Origin of the sequence: Flavobacterium sp. N3904 (assembly GCF_025947305.1) — a bacterium.
In the GTDB taxonomy this organism is placed as follows: Bacteria; Bacteroidota; Bacteroidia; order Flavobacteriales; family Flavobacteriaceae; genus Flavobacterium.
Genome location: NZ_CP110009.1, coordinates 3887464 through 3906807, shown reverse-complemented (window position 1 = coordinate 3906807; position 19344 = coordinate 3887464). Strand labels below are relative to the sequence as shown.

The window sequence follows — 19344 nt, the reverse complement described above, 5'->3', positions numbered from 1 at the left end:
CGGTTTTCAGCTTCTCCGTACTTTCGTTGTCGCTATGAGATTGAATAATTTAGAGCAATATATTCGTGACTAAAATATGCCTTAAGGTCGAATGAAACAAAAGGCACATTTTTCTGTGTTGAAATCTTTCTAAATAGGATTCCTGTTCTTATAACCTAGCCTGGGATTTTTTCAATCAAAATGGCAGCACCCGATTGATCGGTATATGTGCAGGTCATTTCTATAATATTCACGCTCCATTTGGCAATACCACATTGTCCGGCATGATTGCAAAAAGTGAGGTAATTGGTTTGTCCGTCTTGGTGCATTATCAGAAATTCGATGAATCGTTCCTTGTTGGCAAACGGAGCAATAATGATGTTGGCATAGGTGTCAGTTGCTACCGCTCGAAAATTATCGGCACCAAAATATTCTACATGACCGTCATTGACAAAGGTATCGTAGCCTTGAACTCCTAATACAATTAATTCCTGAATATAAATAGGGAAGTCGGCTCCAGATTGAACTCTAGAATGGGCTTCTTTTATTTGAGCAATGGTAAACATAATGAGATAAAATTTGGATTAATTATAAGGCAATAAAATCGGCTGTTTTAGGAAAAGTGCTCAACGCATCAACAACAATTTGTGGAGTAGGACTAGCTAGTTTTCTAAGTTTGGTATCCATCCAAGCCCCATCAACAGTGATCACGGCGCACAATACCTCTTCTCTGTAAAACTCATGTACAATAGACCAGCGCGAAGCATCCGCTTTCATCTTGGATAGTTTGGTTTGCATGGTAATTTCGTCAGAGAGATTGATTTCTTTTCTGAAAACACATTCTTCCCTAAATAATATCGGACCAACATGTTCTTTTTGCATCACTTTCAGGGTCAATCCCAATTGTGCTAGAATCTCCACACGGTGTTGTGCTCCAAAATCATAATACGCACTGTGACGCAAGTGAAAATTGGGGTCTAAATCAGACCAACGAAAAGAAAGTTGTTTGCTAAATGTAGCCATAGGGTTTTAATTTTTGTTCAAGTTTTACAAACAAAGATAGAGAGGATTTTTACATTACCAAAGCAGAATTGAATAAGTGACTTTATTTGGGCGCATCCTCGTTGCAGAACATTTGGGTTTACAACAACAATTTTGGAACAACGAGGTCAGGGCTCCCGATAGCTATCGGGACTGTATCTTTTCTTTTTTAAAGGAAAAAAGAAAAGGATGTCGCTTCCATCCTTCGCGCTAGTCCCTGCATAAGAGGAAGCTTTGTGGAATTTGAAGACCTATTTGAATTACAGAATGTTGCGTTCTGCAAAAATAAATTGTGAATATCTATTTCCTGAATTGTGATTTTTATTTTCTTTAAAATCTATCTTTGACTTCCTTAAAAAAAAGACACAGATGAGCACAATTTGGTACGAATGCAAAGTAAAATATAGAAAAACGGATGAAACGGGTGGACAAAAGGTTACGACAGAACCTTATTTGGTAGATGCTTTGTCTTATACAGAAGCCGAGAGCAGAATCAATGAAGAGATGTCTGCTTACATTAGTGAAGAGTTTAAAATTACGAACATAAAAGTGGCCAATTATGCCGAGATTCACCCTTTTGAGAATGCCGATCGTTGGTTTAAATCGAAAGTTTCGTTGATGGCGTATGACGAGGAAAGTGGGAAAGAGCGTCGCTCAAACATGTATCTTCTGGTACAGGCCAATGATGTAAAAGAAGCTTTTGACAACACCACCCATGTTATGAGTACTACGATGGGAGAATACAGTATTCCCGCTATTATGGAATCGCCAATTATGGATGTTTTTCCTTATTTCAGTGGGGAAGAAGGTGAAACAGAACAATTGGAACGATTCAATGCGCTAAAAGCTTCAAAAACTGCCACAGTTGAGGTAGAGGATACTATGGAGTTTGATCCCGAGTATGTAGCCGAAACCGTTTAGGCACGTACTGTAATGTTTGAAAGAAGAGGGCTTTTGGTCCTCTTTTTTACTGTGTGGACACGTGTGGGACGCTCATGCTAACGGAGAGGCTATTTACCAAACCATCCTAGATAAATAAGAGTCAAAGTTATGGTGTCAAAAATTGCATGGGAAATAATGGGGTACCACAGATTTTTGCCAAACCGTTTCAATAAAAAAGTCCAAAAGAGGCCACTCAAAGTAGCTGAAATAACACCTAAAAACCCTTGCTGAAAATGATAGAGTCCGAATAGTACGCTTGTTATCAGTCCCGAAAATAAAAATGCATGATTGCTTTTGAACCAATTTTGGATGGTTTTTTGAATAAAACCTCTAAAAATGATTTCTTCATAAAAACCGCCAATTACCCAGGCCGCGATTGTGGTAATGATAAGGTTTGATAAGTGGTTTTGTATAAAATTATATTCGGTATAATCGGGAACGGTAAAAAAGTAGGAGATCACCGGGAGATAAACCCATCTCATAAAGGCAACCCAAATTACCGCTGATACCATTCCTACAGCGAAAGTTTGAAACGAAATGCCTTTTTGTTTTAATCCTAAATCCCTAAGTGTTTTGTTTTTTTTGCGCAGCATAAGTACAACGACCCCCAAGCAAACTATTGCATAGGAGTAAAAAGGCAATGGGACAAAATGTGGAAAAACAACCACAAAAAGTATTGCTAAAACATTAAAGATTGTATTTCTAAAATCCTGTTTCATCATTGTATTTTTATAATTGGCGCTAGGTTCTGTTACGAGAGCAGAGATTTAAAAATGAATTGTAAATCTATTTTAGGATGAAATGTAAATAGGTAAACTTTTTTTTCAGGACGAGACAGACATTTTTGTGGGAACGAGCGGGGGAAGCAAATTATCCCAAATACAAAACCAACTTATCATTAAGACAATTGTTTTAATCTGTTTTAGCTGTTATGCGCAATTGTTTATTTTATATATTTATTATCCTTTAATTCTACAACTATACGTCTATATTTGACTTTTCTAATCTTATATTTTAATTGACTTTCTAGTGTCAATGCAACTTGGGCTGAGTCCTTATAGGATTCTTTTATCTCCCTCCAATAATATAAATAAAGTGTATCTGATTTTAATTCGCATTTCCCGTTGTAGGTATCAATAGGTAAACCAATCCATTTATAAACGCTAATCTCAATATTATCCTGATTTTTCTTTGTTTTAATTATTTTCTCATTCATATCATTAGATTGTAATATGCCTTGGCCTCCTTCAGGAACATATTCAAAAGATAATGTCAAATTATTATCTTCATCAACATTTTTAGAATTACAGGATGTAAGCACTTGAAAAATTAATACAAATCCAATTACGGTACTACTTATAGTATTTACTCGATTCATCTAGTTCTTATTTATTTACAATTGTGTGTAACGTTCAGCTACTACCTTTAGATTTGCATAATAAATTATTCGTAAATTTAAATTAACAACCAAACTGACAAAGTACACCATTGGTACTACAAAGTTTTTAGACTTATCCGCTGATTAGGACTTTGTCAGTTTATATTGAGCAAGCATCAAATAGTAATTCAGGTTTTAAGGCCTATTTTCAAGGTTACGAGTGTGTTCAATAATTTGGTTGCTAATCCTTAAAATCTTTTCTTATGAGTAAATTTAAACATTTTTTAGGTATTGATGTGTCAAAAGAATATTTTGATGCCGTAGTAATTTTGGATAGAAATAAAGAAAAATCAATTCACAGCCAGTTTGTAAATGATTACAAAGGAATCAAGTCCCTTTGCAAATGGCTCAAGGAACAAGGTTCGACGTTTGAAAACACGCTTGTTTGTTTAGAACACACAGGAATGTACGGTAAGTTAATAATCAAATGTCTAATGATTGAAAAGTTCTCACTTTGGGTCGAAATGTCACTGAAAATTATTCGCAGCATTGGGGTTCAAAGAGGCAAAAACGACAAAGTTGATGCCCAAAGAATTGCTTTTTATGCCATGAAAAATGTGGAGGAAGCAGTTATTTTTAATGCTCCCAGAATGGAAATCAACAAAATGAGAAATCTTTTGTCCCTGCGGGAAAAATTAGTTGCAACAAAAGCTTCTTTGTTGCGAAATGTAAAAGAACTCAAAGCCTTTGATTTGGAAGTAGCCAGACTCTCTGAAAAACTACAGAAAAGCACCATCAAGGGAATTGATTTGGATCTAAAAAACATTGAAAAACAATTGGACAAAACAATAAGTGACGATGAAAATATTTCTAGAATTTTCACTCTTGTCACATCTGTTATTGGCATAGGAAAAGTAACGGCTTTGTTTTTGATTTGTTTTACAAACGAATTTACAATGTATACAACTCCTCGCCAACTGGCTTGTTATGCAGGTGTTGTACCTTTTGAACATACCTCGGGGAAAAGTATTCGCTCAAAACCAAAAGTCCATTATGTGGCTAACAAAAAATTAAAAAAACAGCTTCATATGTGTGCCTTGTCAGCAATTACCAGTGATCCAGAATTAAAAAATTATTTTAATCGAAAGGTGGAAGAAGGTAAAAACAAGATGCTTATCATAAACAATGTTAGGAACAAACTTGTACATAGAGTATGTGCATGCATAAGAGAAAACAAAATGTTTGAAAAAAGACAAGTAGCGTAAAAAAAACATTAAATAAAATTTCTTTTGAAAGGAAAGAGAAAAAAATGCTCTTCCCCTTCGCAAGACTTTTTTGTTTTTTCTAAACCAAAGTTATTAATTATTCGCAAAAAATAGATGGCTTTTTTTATGAATTTTTATTTGGTAATTTCATAGTAATCAGCGGGTTTGGGGTTAAATTAAGCCTTATTTTCGGATTTGACAAATCATCCCAAATACAAAACCATCTTTCCATTAAGCCAAATGCCCAAATCCGTTGTAGCTGTTACCGGTAGTTTTTTCTCAAATTTTGGTTTTGCTCTAACTTTGCTTTTAGATCTTCATATTTCATTGTCGTGGATGTTTTCCACTCTACTAATAACTCTTTGTCATTTTCAGGCATAGTTTTACAATTCATTCCAATAATTATCATGAAACCATCTTTAATGGGAACACCTGTTTTTAAAAACTGTTCAAATTCTTTGATTATTGTGATTGCATTTTGCATTAAGGGAGAATTATAATTCAAGTCATTATTTGACATGTAATAAGAATGTATATATGTGCTAAGCTTGTACTGAATTTCTTTTGATTTTTTAAAGTCGTAAAACTTTCCTTCTACGTCAAGAACTTCACACACAGCTTGAAAGAACTGTTGATATTTTTCTTTTAAACTTCCTTCTTTTTTGTTTACTCGGTCAATTCCATTTTTAGGTTTTGAATCTTCAACGATTTGTTTTCTCTCATCTAAACTTACAGAATGTAATACCATATTAAGATCAAGAACTTCAAGAGCAATACGAGAATCAAGACAGGCATATATTAAAGGCGATGAACTTTTATTTTGTTCAGCAATCAAAACCAATTCTTGAACTTGACGCAAAAGATATACTGAATCATTTTCTCGGATATTTGGGTTGTAAATTCTTTCCATAAAAATGTATTAAAATTACTGGTAATTTGTTTATAGCTGTTACAATCATACTAATCCTGCCCAATACAGCTGGCTTGGTATGAGAAACCTAAGGTATTGTGTCTTTTCAAATGTATAAAAAAAGAACTACAATTCATAAAAGAGTTTTTATCTGTTGTGTCTTTTTTGATGGTATTGGGATGTGTATTTTGATCTGTTATTCTATTAATTCTAGCGAGAATTTTAAGTAGGTTAGGAGACTTGGAGTTTGCTCTAAGATTTAGCTCGTGCTATTGGGGGGTAATGGTAATGACTACCAAAAACCATTGGTGTTTACTACCACTAGTTTTGGTATAAAGTACCAAAAGCAATGGGTTTAGTCACCTAATTGCTGCTTTGAAGCATCTTTGTGCCAACAAAGAACTGCCAGTGATGACATTATAGGTGGTACTATTTATATTTTATAATCTAATAGCTTCAATATTTTGTTTTAGTGTTAATTTAACGGTATAATGTGCTTGTTTATAGATATTTGGCATGGATGTTGGTGTTTTAATTATAACTAAAAAAACACAAATGTGCGTAGCAGAATTAGGAGCAAAATTGAGCGATATGTATAATAACGCACCAAAAGATAAGGCAATACGAATGATACGTTTGTTTGGGATACGATATGCTGCTGAGATTAATCAGGGTAATTACTCTAAGGAGGAAATTATGAAGGCTTCTGGAATTTGCGAAACGTATCTTAATGAATTGACAATAGGTGTGAAACTGTCTCAATATGTTACTCCGAAACAGTTGTAATTAGATTAGTAAATTATATGGCTTTGCATTTGTTTGGTTTTAAAAAACAAACTGCAACCCCAAAAATTTATGGAATTGCAGTTTGTATGATTTTTGAAAATAAATATTCTTATGAAAACGGATGCCTTAGCGCTGATGGAAGAGAAAATCCTTGTGAGCCGGTGTTCGGCTCATAAGATTGAAACGGATAGCAGGACACGAGCGAAGCGAACTGAAGAAGTAAATAGCTTCTTATAATGCTACTTACCTCCGTAGTATTTTTTTCTGAACCAAAAGGCGACATTGACCAAGGCAATTAAAGCGGGAACTTCGACCAATGGGCCTATGACACCCGCAAAGGCCTGACCGCTATTGATTCCGAAAACGCCAATGGCTACGGCGATGGCCAACTCAAAATTGTTTCCGGTTGCCGTAAATGCAATGGCGGTTGACTTGGAATAATCGGCACCAAAGTACTTGCCGATGAAGAAACTCATGACGAACATAATGACGAAATAAATCACTAACGGAATCGCGATGCGCACCACATCCATTGGGATTTGAACGATTAATTCGCCTTTGAGGCTGAACATTAATACGATGGTGAACAACAACGATATTAAGGTGATAGGAGAGATGAATGGCACGTATTTGGTCTCGAACCACTCGGCTCCTTTGGTCGCGATTAAGGTGTAACGGCTGATGATTCCAAGTGCGAAAGGGATTCCGAGGTAGATGCCCACACTTTCGGCAATTTGCCCAATGCTGATGTTGACTTCAAAACCGTGGTACCCAAAATAGGGAGGGAGTATGGTGATAAAAACATAGGCATAAACACTATAAAGCAATACTTGGAAGATGCTGTTGAGGGCGATTAATCCAGCAGCGTATTCTCGGTTTCCGTCGGCGAGGTCGTTCCAGACCACTACCATAGCGATGCAACGCGCAAGTCCGATTAGGATAACGCCAATCATGTATTCGGGGTAACCGTTTAAGAATAGCAAGGCGAGGGTAAACATTAAAATGGGACCGACAACCCAGTTGAGAAACAGGGAGGCGCCCAGTACTTTGGTGTTTTTGAATACTTCGCCCATTTGCTCATATTTGACTTTTGCCAGTGGCGGGTACATCATCAGGATTAGTCCGATAGCTAGTGGAATATTGGTGGTTCCGCTCGAAAACGAGTTGATGAATCCACTGCTCGACGGAATGAAATATCCGATGGAGACGCCTATTGCCATGGCCAGAAATATCCATAGGGTGAGATTGCGGTCGAGGAAGCCTAATTTTTTTCGCTCTAAAGCAGGGGCACAATTATTTGCTGACATAATTTAATTTGATTTTACCATTTATTTTTTTTTGAACCATTAAGGGATTAAGATTAGTTAAGTATTGTTTTGCAATACTCTAAAACTTATTTTTCTTAATGGTTCAAATTTTGATTTTATTTTTTTACTTGGGAGAAAACATAAAACAGTTCGGTTGCAATTTGGATGCTGCGTTCCTGATACTTCTCAGTCTGTTGCGGGCTGTTATCAAAGGCTTTTGGGTCTTCGAAGGTGATTGGGATTCGTTTTTCGGCTCCTGCTATGAATGGGCAACCGCTATCGGCGGAAGAGCAAGTTAGAATGGCTGCAAATTCACTTTGTGGGTTGAAAGCGTTATCATAGGTTTTGGAAAAGCAAATCAGCGGATGATCGTTTTCGTTGTATTTTATACTATAAACGGGATTTTTTCCTTCGGAAAGGGTTTCGATTTGGAAACCAGTTTGCTGCAATGTTTGGGCTACCATGGGGAATAAAGCGGTGGCTTCGGTTCCGCCCGAATAGCAAAACACGTTTTTAATGTTATAATAGGCGGCTGCGGTTTGCGCCCATATTTGAGACAAATGACTTCGGCGGGAATTATGGGTGCAGATAAAATTGAGCCGAATGTCCTGTTCTGCCGTTGTTTTGGATTGGATATAATCGATAAGCGGTTGCAAAATAACTTTGCGTTCCGGCGAAATGCTTGTGAAATTTAAAGTATCGACGGTGCTTTTGATATCGGCAAAAAGATTGTTATTGGTTTGGGTCATTTTTAAAATGGGTGTTTGGTTATAATACCCGCAAGGTCTAAAAAAGCCCTTGCAGGAGAAAAATATTCTATTAGACTAGCAACAGCCTGCACCAGGTGTGCAACAGTTGGCTTTGTTTGCTATTTCGGATAGTTGTACTTTTTGTTTTTCCTGTGGCGAACAGCATTGGTCTAATGCCAAGCAAGCGGTTTGTTTGTTCAAGAGTATAAAAGTCTCACCATTGTAATCCAAATCGTATTTTCCGATAGTAGTATCTTGATATTCTACTTCGATTTCAAGATCTTCAAGTCCCAATACTTTTTCAGAAAGAGCGATGATATTTAAAAGTTTTTGTGCTTTCAAACGGTGTTCAAAATCATTGGCATCCCACAATTGAAAATTCACAACCGATTCTTTTCGAACAGTTCCGCCACAATCAATAAAGTTTTTGGTTATCATTCCAACTTCGGTAACATGGAAATGTTCGGGAACAAATGTGCCGTTTGGCAACTGAAAAGTCACTCCTGTAGCAGTACTTAAGTGTTTTTTAATTTCTGATAGTTTCATGATGAAAAGAGTTTAATAGTTTAAGTGTTTAAAAGTTTAAAGTTTAATTATTTTTTAGCAACAACTGTCTTTTCTTTTATTGAGATAAGTATTTACATGCTGAAAGAATCCTTTTATTTTGTCGAATCCTACTTCGTTGAGGCAATAACAAATTGCATTTCCTTCAAAGTTTCCTTTTATCAAGCCAGCGTTTTTTAATTCTTTCAGGTGTTGAGAGATTGTGGGTTGAGCAAGCGGCAATTCGTTTACAATGTCACCACAAATACAACTTTCTACTTTGATTAAGTATTGTATAATGGCAATTCGTGCTGGATGGCCCAATGCTTTGGTCAAGATTGCCAATTCGTTTTGCTCGTCTGTAAAATGTTCTGTTTTAGTAATTCCCATTGTTGTATTTTTATATTGCAATATTACGATATAGATTTATAATAAAAAAGCAAAATGGATTAAATTTTGTTTTGGAGATTTTTTTTTCGATTTGAGATTTGATTTTAAATTATTTACACTATTTTTGATTTGTAAGTATTTATATGATAATATTAAAATTTAAAAAATGAAAAAAATTGTTTTTGCACTTTTGTTTGTTTCTTCTATCATGACAGCCCAAGATATGGATGTTGTAAAAGGAGATTTTGGATTCTTGAAGGATCAAAAAGAAATAAATGTTGAATTTGATTATTCGAAATTGACTCTTTTGAAAGAGAAATTAACCGAAGCTCAGTATGTTGCTAACAGAACCAAAGAATTAAATGATAAAACAAAAAATACGGGTGACATTTGGAAAAAGAAATGGGATTCGAGCAAAGAGCTTATTTGGAACCCAAAGTTTTTGGAATTGATGAATGTTGTTTTTGTGAAAGACAGTAAAGATGTTAATTTTCAAGAAGGATTGGCAACTGCAAAATATACTTTAATAGTTGAAGTGCTGTGGATATATCCAGGTTGGGATGCTGGAATCATGAAGCAGCCAGCAAAAGTGACAACCCAATTAAAATTTGTTGAAACCAGTAATAAATCGAATGTTGTTTTGGAAATTTCGAGCGAGAATGCACCGGGCGATCAATGGGGAAATAATTTCAGCAATGAAACCCGAATTGGAGAAGGATTTGCAAAAACGGCAAAATCATTGGCCAAACTGATTTTGAAAAAAGCGTACTAATACTAATTTGTTGCAGAATATAAAGAGCCCTTTTAACGGGGCTTTTTTATGCACAAGAAATTAACCAAATTATTTAAGGTATCTTAATTATGAAAGGAAAAATAGTTTTATTGTTTTTATTCTTTATATCTGTTGTTTCTGCACAGCGATTTGATATTGTTTCTGGTAAACTCAATAACTTAAAGGGTATTTCAGAATACAATGTAACATTTGATTATACGGATCAAAAAGTACAAGGTTTTGAAACTGAAGAAGACTTTCTGAAAGATAAAATGGATAAAAGGAAAGAAGTGGCAGGAGAATCAGAAAAATTCAGAAAGGATTGGTTTAATGACAGAGAAAATAAATATGAGCCTAAATTTATTGAATATTTCAACAAACGATTTGAAAAAGGAGAAATTAAATGTGAGAAGAATAGTGAGCTGAAATACACAATGAACATTAAAACAACTTGGATTTATCCTGGCTATAGTGTTGTTGCTGTTGCTCAACCTGCAAAAATCAGTGCTATTATTACAGTTGTGGAAACGGCAAATCCCAAGAATGTTTTAGTAGAAATGGAATTTGACAAATCGATTGGACTGGCACAGGGCACATTTGACTTTGATCAAGGATACCGAATTGCAGGAGCTTATCAAAAATTGGCTAAAAATATGGTGATGCAGCTTAAAAGATTTCTTTAAAACAAAAATCCTAGTTTTACAACTAGGATTTTTTTTGTTCGCTTTCCATTTTTAGTAAATGGGCCATATTTTTGATTAGATTGTCATGTTTTTTTACAAAAGGATTGTTTTCATCCCAAACATAACCGGCCAGAACGGCGCATATTTTTCTCTTTACATCTTGATTTTCAGGCTGATGAAAAAACAAGGTTTGAAGGTTTCCGGTATACCATTCTTTTACATAGGTTGTAAAAACGGCAATTCCTTTTTTCATATATCCGGTAAATTCGGTTTCCCAATCTACGGCAGTTCCTTGTGATTCTTTTAAGTATAATTTAGCCGCCAGCATACCCGATTCGGTCGCAAAGGCAACCCCCGAAGAAAATACAGGATCTAAAAATTCAGAACTGTTTCCGGTCAGTGCAAAACCGTCTCCATACATTTTCTTTACAGAACGGGAATAGTTTTCCAGCTTGATGGGTTCGAATAGAAATTCAACCCCAGCAAATCGTTTGATATAATAATCTGATAGCTGTATCGCATTTTTTAGCGCCTCTGCATTGTCTTTGTTCTCCGAAAGTGAGTTGATAAAATCCGTTGGTCCAACTACTCCAAGACTTGTGTTTCCATTAGAGAAAGGAATAACCCATAACCAAACTTCGGTTTCCAGTATGTCAAACGAAATCATAGTTCCTTCAACTCCTGGCGTTCTATTAACATCAATAACATGTGTAAAAATAGAAGAATGAGGATCCAGTTGTGAAGGAGTATCCAAATCCAAAAGTCTGGGTAAAACCCTTCCATATCCGCTGGAATCAATTATAAATTTAGCATGAATTTCTTTAAAATTGCCATCTTTGTCTTTTACAACTGTAGTCGAATTTTTTCCTTCAAACGAAACAGAAATAACTTCAGATTCGAATTCTAAATCAATTCCTTTTCGAATCACTTCCTGAGCCATAGTGTTGTCAAAATCGGCTCTTGGCACTTGCCAGGTCCAATCCCAGCCTTCGGAAAATTTATTGCTGAAATCAAAAACACAAATTTCTTCGCCTCTTATAAATCGGGCGCCCAGTTTTTTCTCGAAATTCATGGCATCCAAACAATCAAATAATTCGGCTTCGGCAAAATGATCCATTACACGGGGAATCAAACTTTCGCCAACGACGATTCTTGGAAACTTAGTCTTTTCGACTACTTTTATTTTAACTCCTTTTTTGTGAAGGTAAGAGGCGGATACACAGCCAGAAGGTCCTGCACCTATAATTAGAACATCTACGAATTCTTGTAACATTATTTATTGGAATTTAATTTTATATAAAGAACCTGCCTAATTCATTGACTGTGCAAATTTAAAGTTTTATAAATTTATAAAACCTTTTTTTTACATTTAATCAATGTGTGGCTCATTCCGATCATTTCATGTATTTCATCGACCACAAATCCAGCCTTTTCGATAACTTTAAGAATATCTTTGGAATGAAACATTTGGCTGTTGCCATTTGCAACCGCTGTAAAATACAAAGAAGTAGCGTGCAAACTATAAGTTGATGCCGGAAATTTTTGTAAATCCCAAAAGGTTTCCAAAATATAAAAACTGGAATCCGGGGTCATGGCATCATACACTCTTTTAAATATACCGTTAATTTCCTCTAAAGAAAAACAATCAATAAACTGACTCATCCAAATAATGTCAAACCCTTTTGGGAATGGGTCATTGTTGTTCAATAAATTGATGTCTATAGCCGAAATTCTGTTTTCGAGACCAGCATCTGCAATATTCTTACGGGCCATTTTGGTTTGACCGGGCAAATCTAAAATAGTGATTTTTACTGTAGGATCGTATTTGGCGCATTCCATGGAGAATTTTCCTGTATTTCCTCCTACATCCAAAAACGATTTGGGATTATTTCCAAACAAAATAGGCATGACATCCGGAAAGGTATAATCGGAATAAAAATGGTCAAAATCAAACCAGCTTTTTTGAGCTTTTTCGGGTAACTCGGATAACCCCATATAAACGGTATCCCAATTTCCTAATTCTTTTAATCCTTCAGGTTTTCCGTTTACAATTGATTCCTCAAGGTGATTCATTGCAAGATAATTTACATCTTGTGTAAAATTCATATTGATGTTGGTCATTTTATCTCGTAAAATAAAATATCCTGTTTTTGTAAGTAGAAATTCATTGTTTTTTAAATAAACCATTTCGAGACTTAATCCGGCTTCAAGTAGGACTTTTACCCCGTAGATGGATAAGTTCAATGTGGTTGCAATAGTTTTTGCATCGGCTTTGTTATGATTAAACAGGTATTCTAAAATTCCTAAATTACGTAGCGATTTTGCCGCTTGAAACATAATTGGGGCAAAAGCAATTTTTTGTGCGTCTAAGTTCGCTTGAACTACATTCTTTTTGTCAGAACCAAAATCTTTCATTCCAGTTTTTTTTATATATTTCTAATTATTTTTTATGCTTATTTTTAGTACAAGTATTTGAATTTCTATGGTTTATGAAATGAAATGGAATGTCAAACAAAAACAGCTTTGGAATTCATTTATATGTGATATTATATTACATTTGCTACCGTCAAATTAACCACAATATATCCTAAATAAAAATTAATTTTTGATTTATTTAGTGAGAAATAACACTAGTTAGAATGAATACAATTAAGGAATTTTTAAGTTTAAAAGAGTTTGAAGCAGTAATTTTTGGAAATAAAAAAATAGACATTAGTCCTGTTGTAATCGACAGGGTAAATGAGAGTTTTGAATTCTTGAAAAACTTTTCGATTAATAAAATTATATACGGTGTAAATACAGGTTTCGGTCCAATGGCTCAATACAGAATCAAGGACGAAGACCGTTTGCAATTGCAATACAATTTAATTCGAAGCCATGCTTCGGGTACTGGGAAACCATTAAACGCCTTGTGTGTTAAAGCCGCCATATTGGCACGATTAAATACGTTATCATTGGGTAATTCCGGAGTTCACCCATCTTTGATAAGCTTGATGAAAGAATTAATTAATAGAGATATTACTCCTTTAATTTTTGAACATGGTGGAGTTGGCGCTAGTGGAGATTTAGTGCAATTGGCACATTTGGCTTTAGTTCTTATTGGTGAAGGAGAGGTTTTTTATAAAGGAGAAAGAAGATCAACTCAAGAAGTTTTTGAAATTGAAAAATTAGAGCCTATACAAGTAGAAATTCGCGAAGGCCTTGCATTAATGAATGGTACTTCGGTTATGACAGGAATTGGGGTTGTGAATGTGCATTATGCTGCAAAACTTTTGGATTGGTCATTGAAATTTTCATGTGCAATAAACGAAATTGTTCAGGCTTATGACGATCATTTTTCGGAAGAATTAAACAACACCAAACGTCACAAAGGACAACGTGAAGTGGCCGAAAGAATGCGAACAAATCTTGCGGACAGTACTTTGATTAGAAAAAGAGAAGATCACTTGTATTCTGGAGAGAACACCGAAGATATTTTTAAAGAAAAAGTGCAAGAGTATTACTCATTGCGTTGTGTGCCACAAATTTTGGGACCTGTTTTGGAAACTATAAATAATGTGGCTTCTATATTGGAAGAAGAATTTAATTCGGCAAACGATAATCCGATTATTGATGTAAAAAATCAGCATGTGTATCATGGTGGTAATTTTCACGGTGATTATATTTCGTTGGAAATGGATAAACTGAAAATCGTAATTACAAAATTAACGATGCTTGCCGAACGCCAGCTGAATTATTTATTGAATTCAAAAATAAACGAAATCCTTCCTCCATTTGTAAATTTGGGAACTTTGGGGTTCAATTTTGGGATGCAAGGGGTACAGTTTACAGCGACTTCAACAACTGCCGAGAGTCAAATGTTATCCAATCCGATGTATGTTCACAGTATTCCAAACAATAATGACAATCAGGATATTGTAAGTATGGGCACAAATGCAGCCGTAATCACTGCAAAAGTGATAGAAAATGCATTTGAAGTATTGGCGATTGAATTGATTACAATTGTTCAAGCTATTGACTATTTGGAACAAAAAGACCAAGTATCATCAACTACCAGAAAATTATTTGATGATATTCGGGTGATTATTCCAAGATTTGAAAAAGATCAGGTAATGTATCCTTTTGTACAAAAAGTAAAAGATTATTTGATACATAATTAGTTGTTTTTTTTATTAATCTTATAAATTTAGAGGTATGAAGAGATTGGTTTTGTTTTCAGTATTATTGGTTCAATTTATCAGCGCACAAGAATTGGCATTGGTAAAAAAGACGAAAAATTTGGTTACATTTCAAGAACAGGTGATTTTGTAATTCAGCCTAAATATAAGACAGCCAAGAATTTTTCTGATGGATTGGCAGCTATAGAGGATAACGGAAAATGGGGATTTATCAATACTAAAGGAGAATTGACAATACCGGCAACATTAGACGATGCAAAATATTTTCATGATGGAATATGTGTAGTTTCTAAAGACAAAAAATGGGTTTATATCAATAAAAAAGGAGAAGTTCAAAAAGCACCGGACACTGATAAAATATATGATTTTGGAGATGGAGTCACTTTTATCAAACAAGGGGATAAGGTCGGTTTAATAAACAATAAAATGGCTATTGTTTTAGAACCAAAATATGATGTCATTAAATCATTTGAAAATGGTTTTGCAAGAGTAAAAAATAATGATCGTTGGGGAATAATTGACAATACAGGAAAAGTGGTTGTCGAAATAATTTATGACGAGGTTGGAAATTATTTTAAAAATGTCACTTGGGCAAAAAGTGGAACCGCATTTGGTTTGGTAGTTGGAGGTAAATTTGTTGCTATCGATGGGGCAGATAAAATTTGGGATTTTTTGATTCAAGATCTTACTTATGCGAGAAAGAACGATAAAATCGGGTTCATAGATTTGAAAGGGAATTGGGTTATTGAACCAAAATTTGATAAAGCAAAAGCATTCTCCAAAAATTTGGCCCCAGTATTAGTTGGAAAAAAATGGGGGTATATTGATTTGAAAGGAGCGGTTGTAATAGAACCGAATTTTAATGATGCTGAGGTTTTTAGTGCAGATGGTTTAGCTCCTATAAAAGATAAAAATTGGGGGTTTATCAACACTACAGGAAAATTGGTTATTCCGACTCAGTATGGGATAACTGCCGGCGGTATTTTTTCGATTTTCAAAGATGACGAAAAAGGATTCGTAAACGGTTTGGCAAGAGTGAAAAACGAAAATAAATGGGGCTTTTTAAAACCGGATGGTTCCGTTTTAGGAAATCAATGGTTTGAGAATGCAGAGCCTTTTCAAAAATAATTTTTTTTAAATTGTACATAATCTACAATCTAAAATCTACAATCTAAAATTTAAGTATGAAGTGTGCATTAGTAACGGGAGGTTCAAGGGGGATTGGAAGAGCAATTTGCGAAAAATTAGCCCAAGATAGTGACTACCATATTTTGATCAATTATCAAAATAACAAAGAGGCTGCCGAACAAACATTACAAAAAGTAATAGAAAACGGGGCCACAGGAGAGATTATACAATTTAATGTTGCTGATTTTGAAGAAGTGCAACGAGTGCTTACTTCCTGGCAAGAAGCCAATCCTACTGCCATTGTAGAAGCAATTGTCAATAATGCAGGAATTACAAAAGACGGATTGTTTATGTGGATGAGCCCGGATGATTGGTCGAGTGTGGTGAATACAAGTTTGAACGGTTTTTTTAATGTGACCAATTTTTTTATTCAAAAAATGTTACGCAATAAATACGGAAGAATTGTAAATATCGTTTCGCTTTCGGGTGTAAAAGGAACTGCAGGACAAACTAATTATTCAGCAGCGAAAGGGGCTGTTGTAGCAGCTACAAAAGCTTTGGCACAAGAAGTGGCCAAAAGGAAAATTACTGTAAATGCTGTTGCTCCCGGTTTTATAAAAACAGATATGACCAGCGATCTTGACGAAAAGGAACTTATAAAAATGGTTCCTGTAAATCGTTTTGGAGAAGCAGAAGAGGTTGCTGATTTGGTTAGTTTCTTAGTTTCAAAAAAATCGAGCTATATTACAGGTGAGGTTATTAATATAAATGGTGGAATTTATTCATAAAAATTACTCAAAAGAAAATGAATAAGAGAGTTGTCATTACAGGAATGGGAATTTATTCGTGTATCGGTTTAAATTTAGACGAAGTAAAAGATTCCTTGTACAATGGAAAATCTGGAATTGTATTGGATCCAGAACGAAAAGAATTTGGTTTTCGTTCTGCATTAACAGGAATGGTTCCCAAACCGGATTTAAAAAATTTACTTTCAAGAAGGCAACGGATTAGTCTTGGAGAAGAAACGGAATATGCATACATGGCTACAATTGAAGCTTTGAAAAATGCCAATATTGAGGATTCTTTTTTTGATGAAAATGAAGTTGGAATCATGTATGGAAACGATAGCGTTTCTAAAGCAATAATTGAGGCGACCGATATTATACGTGAAAAAAAAGATACTGCTTTGATAGGTTCTGGAGCCATTTTTAAATCCATGAATTCTACTGTTACGATGAATCTTTCTACGATTTTTAAACTGAGAGGGATTAATTTGACCATTAGTGCAGCTTGCGCCAGTGGATCTCATTCTATAGGGTTGGCTTACTTTTTAATCAAAAGCGGTTTTCAGGACATCATTATTTGCGGAGGCGCGCAGGAAATCAACAAATATGCTATGAGTAGTTTTGACGGATTAGGCGTTTTTTCTACCAGAGAAGAAGAACCAGAAACGGCGTCAAGACCCTTTGACAGCACTCGCGATGGATTAATTCCGAGTGGCGGTGGTGCTACTTTGATTTTGGAATCTTACGAATCTGCCATAAAAAGAGGCGCAACAATAATCGCCGAAGTTACAGGGTATGGATTTTCATCCAATGGAGGACATATTTCCACACCAAATGTAGAAGGGCCTTCATTGGCAATGCAAAGAGCACTTGATGATGCAGGAATTACACCAAGCGAAGTTGATTATATTAATGCTCATGCTACATCAACTCCTGTTGGTGACGGAAATGAAGCTAAGGCCATCTTTGAGGTGTTTGGCGAAAGTAACCCATATGTAAGTTCTACAAAATCAATGACTGGTCATGAATGCTGGATGGCAGGGGCGAGTGAAGTTATCTATTCTGTATTGATGATGCAAAATGATTTTATTGCACCAAATATTAATTTGGAAAACCCCGATGATGAGGCTGCAAAATTAAATTTAGTTAAAACCACAATAAACAAAAAAATTGATATATTTTTGTCGAATTCTTTTGGATTTGGAGGAACAAATTCGGCATTAATAATTAAGAAATATAATAAAGACAACGAAATTGGCATATAACAAGATTGGTCAGAAACCCCAATAATATGCAAATCACACTTGTTCATTAAAAGAATATAAAATAACCCCCATGAATAAAGCAGCAATAATAGAAAAAATTAACGGATTCCTAATTGAGGAATTTGAGGTAGATGGAGATGATATTCAACCAGATGCAATCTTGAAAGATACTTTGCAATTGGATAGTTTGGATTATGTAGATTTAGTAGTTTCTATAGAATCTAATTTTGGTGTTAAACTGGTAGAGGTTGATTTTGTGGGTATTTCTACATTTCAAACTTTTTATGATTTAATTGAAAATAAATTAAAAGTTAAAGCCTAATTCATGAGTCAATGGGATGGCAAGTCTAAAGGAACGGTTTTTGGATATCAAATTTTTGTATTTTTAATTAAAAAAGCAGGTATAAAATCGGCCTATCTTTTACTTTATTTTGTTGCCTCCTATTATTTTTTATTTCTAAAAAAAAGCAATCAATCCATTTTTTATTATTTTAATAAAAGACAGGGATACTCCTACCTAAAAGCCAAATGTTATGTATTCAAAAGTTATCTGACTTTTGGACAAACGATTATTGATAAAATCGCCATTGCTGCAGGAATGCGAAATAGATTTACCTATGAATTTGATGGCGCCGAAATTTTAAAAGAGTTATTATCCAATAAACAGGGCGGAGTTCTTATCAGCGCCCATATTGGCAATTTTGAAATTGCAGAATATTTTTTTGAAGAGATTGATCTTGATTTTCAAATAAACTTGGTTACTACTGATTTAGAGCATTCCTCTATAAAAAACTACCTCGAAAGCATTTCAAAAAAATCGAGCGTAAAATTCATTATTATCCAAAATGATTTGTCGCATATTTTTGAAATAAATGCTGCTTTGGCTCGAAACGAATTGGTTTGTTTTACAGGAGACCGTTATTTTGAGGGTGTAAAATCATTGACCGAAAAACTTTTGAATAAAGAGGCACAATTTCCTGCAGGCCCTTTCTTAATTGCATCCCGATTGAAGGTACCCGTAGTTTTTGTTTATGTAATGAAAGAGCCTAATTTGCATTATCATTTATATACCAGAAAAACCGATTTTAAACATCGTGATGAAAAAGGATTGCTAAAAGCATATACAGAAAATCTAGAAGGCATGTTGGAAAAATATCCTTTGCAATGGTTTAATTATTTTGATTTTTGGGAATCTAATACCCATTAAAAGCAGTTTTTTGTAGCATTGAAGGATTGTTAAATA

General features: G+C 34.8%; 22 protein-coding genes. 11 read left to right on the top strand and 11 right to left on the bottom strand.

Going from position 1 to position 19344, the window contains the following annotated elements:
• Nucleotides 1-155: 155 nt before the first annotated feature.
• Entirely contained in the window at nt 156-545 is a 390-nt protein-coding gene (locus OLM57_RS16565; RefSeq protein ID WP_264564803.1) for a DUF1398 domain-containing protein, read from the bottom strand.
• A 22-nt stretch (nt 546-567) separates the two neighbouring features.
• The gene (locus tag OLM57_RS16560) at nt 568-1002 is read right to left on the bottom strand and encodes an acyl-CoA thioesterase (protein WP_264564802.1); all 435 of its coding nucleotides are present in this window, start codon (nt 1000-1002) and stop codon (nt 568-570) included.
• A 387-nt stretch (nt 1003-1389) separates the two neighbouring features.
• Here OLM57_RS16560 and OLM57_RS16555 point away from each other — a divergent pair, with 387 nt between their 5' ends.
• Entirely contained in the window at nt 1390-1941 is a 552-nt protein-coding gene (locus OLM57_RS16555) for a DUF4494 domain-containing protein (RefSeq protein ID WP_264564801.1), read from the top strand.
• Between the two features lie 89 nt (nt 1942-2030).
• On the opposite strand, the gene OLM57_RS16550 is transcribed toward OLM57_RS16555, so the two are convergent.
• Entirely contained in the window at nt 2031-2684 is a 654-nt protein-coding gene (locus tag OLM57_RS16550; RefSeq protein WP_264564800.1) for a CPBP family intramembrane glutamic endopeptidase, read from the bottom strand.
• A gap of 221 nt (nt 2685-2905) precedes the next feature.
• Entirely contained in the window at nt 2906-3340 is a 435-nt protein-coding gene (locus tag OLM57_RS16545; protein ID WP_264564799.1) for a hypothetical protein, read from the bottom strand.
• A gap of 263 nt (nt 3341-3603) precedes the next feature.
• Here OLM57_RS16545 and OLM57_RS16540 point away from each other — a divergent pair, with 263 nt between their 5' ends.
• A complete protein-coding gene (locus OLM57_RS16540) occupies nt 3604-4605 on the top strand; it encodes an IS110 family transposase (RefSeq protein WP_264563942.1) in 1002 nt (333 codons plus the stop codon).
• Between the two features lie 262 nt (nt 4606-4867).
• Here OLM57_RS16540 and OLM57_RS16535 read toward each other — a convergent pair whose 3' ends face one another.
• The gene (locus OLM57_RS16535) at nt 4868-5515 is read right to left on the bottom strand and encodes a hypothetical protein (protein WP_264564798.1); all 648 of its coding nucleotides are present in this window, start codon (nt 5513-5515) and stop codon (nt 4868-4870) included.
• 555 nt (nt 5516-6070) lie between these two features.
• Between OLM57_RS16535 and OLM57_RS16530 the strand changes: the two genes are divergently transcribed.
• Nucleotides 6071-6301: a hypothetical protein gene (locus tag OLM57_RS16530; RefSeq protein WP_264564797.1), complete on the top strand. Its 231-nt coding sequence runs from the start codon at nt 6071-6073 to the stop codon at nt 6299-6301.
• Nucleotides 6302-6540: 239 nt separating this feature from the next.
• On the opposite strand, the gene arsB is transcribed toward OLM57_RS16530, so the two are convergent.
• The 4 genes from arsB to OLM57_RS16510 form a co-directional block, all read right to left on the bottom strand.
• Nucleotides 6541-7608: an ACR3 family arsenite efflux transporter gene (arsB, locus tag OLM57_RS16525; protein WP_264564796.1), complete on the bottom strand. Its 1068-nt coding sequence runs from the start codon at nt 7606-7608 to the stop codon at nt 6541-6543.
• A gap of 116 nt (nt 7609-7724) precedes the next feature.
• The gene (locus OLM57_RS16520) at nt 7725-8357 is read right to left on the bottom strand and encodes a low molecular weight phosphatase family protein (RefSeq protein ID WP_264564795.1); all 633 of its coding nucleotides are present in this window, start codon (nt 8355-8357) and stop codon (nt 7725-7727) included.
• A 75-nt stretch (nt 8358-8432) separates the two neighbouring features.
• Nucleotides 8433-8903 (bottom strand): DUF6428 family protein, encoded by a 471-nt coding sequence (locus OLM57_RS16515; RefSeq protein ID WP_264564794.1) that lies wholly within the window; start codon nt 8901-8903, stop codon nt 8433-8435.
• Between the two features lie 54 nt (nt 8904-8957).
• On the bottom strand, nt 8958-9290 hold the full coding sequence (locus OLM57_RS16510; protein WP_264564793.1) for an ArsR/SmtB family transcription factor: 333 nt from the start codon (nt 9288-9290) through the stop codon (nt 8958-8960).
• 166 nt (nt 9291-9456) lie between these two features.
• Between OLM57_RS16510 and OLM57_RS16505 the strand changes: the two genes are divergently transcribed.
• Together OLM57_RS16505 and OLM57_RS16500 are read left to right on the top strand one after the other, a co-directional pair.
• Nucleotides 9457-10062: a hypothetical protein gene (locus OLM57_RS16505; protein WP_264564792.1), complete on the top strand. Its 606-nt coding sequence runs from the start codon at nt 9457-9459 to the stop codon at nt 10060-10062.
• 89 nt (nt 10063-10151) lie between these two features.
• On the top strand, nt 10152-10745 hold the full coding sequence (locus OLM57_RS16500) for a hypothetical protein (protein WP_264564791.1): 594 nt from the start codon (nt 10152-10154) through the stop codon (nt 10743-10745).
• A gap of 22 nt (nt 10746-10767) precedes the next feature.
• Here OLM57_RS16500 and OLM57_RS16495 read toward each other — a convergent pair whose 3' ends face one another.
• Nucleotides 10768-12018, bottom strand: a complete 1251-nt coding sequence (locus OLM57_RS16495; protein ID WP_264564790.1) for an NAD(P)/FAD-dependent oxidoreductase — start codon at nt 12016-12018, stop codon at nt 10768-10770.
• A gap of 74 nt (nt 12019-12092) precedes the next feature.
• Nucleotides 12093-13160 (bottom strand): class I SAM-dependent methyltransferase, encoded by a 1068-nt coding sequence (locus OLM57_RS16490; protein WP_264564789.1) that lies wholly within the window; start codon nt 13158-13160, stop codon nt 12093-12095.
• A 224-nt stretch (nt 13161-13384) separates the two neighbouring features.
• On the opposite strand from OLM57_RS16490, the gene OLM57_RS16485 reads away from it, so the two are divergent.
• The 6 genes from OLM57_RS16485 to OLM57_RS16460 all read left to right on the top strand — a co-directional run bounded on the left by OLM57_RS16485 (nt 13385) and on the right by OLM57_RS16460 (nt 19308).
• On the top strand, nt 13385-14905 hold the full coding sequence (locus tag OLM57_RS16485; protein WP_264564788.1) for an HAL/PAL/TAL family ammonia-lyase: 1521 nt from the start codon (nt 13385-13387) through the stop codon (nt 14903-14905).
• A 42-nt stretch (nt 14906-14947) separates the two neighbouring features.
• The gene (locus OLM57_RS16480) at nt 14948-16051 is read left to right on the top strand and encodes a WG repeat-containing protein (protein WP_413614354.1); all 1104 of its coding nucleotides are present in this window, start codon (nt 14948-14950) and stop codon (nt 16049-16051) included.
• Nucleotides 16052-16107: 56 nt separating this feature from the next.
• The gene (fabG, locus tag OLM57_RS16475; RefSeq protein ID WP_264564786.1) at nt 16108-16839 is read left to right on the top strand and encodes a 3-oxoacyl-ACP reductase FabG; all 732 of its coding nucleotides are present in this window, start codon (nt 16108-16110) and stop codon (nt 16837-16839) included.
• Between the two features lie 17 nt (nt 16840-16856).
• Nucleotides 16857-18101 carry a beta-ketoacyl-[acyl-carrier-protein] synthase family protein gene (locus tag OLM57_RS16470; protein WP_264564785.1) on the top strand — a complete coding sequence of 415 codons (1245 nt, stop codon included), beginning with the start codon at nt 16857-16859 and terminating at the stop codon, nt 18099-18101.
• Nucleotides 18102-18171: 70 nt separating this feature from the next.
• Nucleotides 18172-18423, top strand: a complete 252-nt coding sequence (locus tag OLM57_RS16465) for a phosphopantetheine-binding protein (RefSeq protein ID WP_264564784.1) — start codon at nt 18172-18174, stop codon at nt 18421-18423.
• A gap of 3 nt (nt 18424-18426) precedes the next feature.
• Nucleotides 18427-19308 carry a lipid A biosynthesis acyltransferase gene (locus OLM57_RS16460; RefSeq protein ID WP_264564783.1) on the top strand — a complete coding sequence of 294 codons (882 nt, stop codon included), beginning with the start codon at nt 18427-18429 and terminating at the stop codon, nt 19306-19308.
• Nucleotides 19309-19344: the final 36 nt, after the last annotated feature.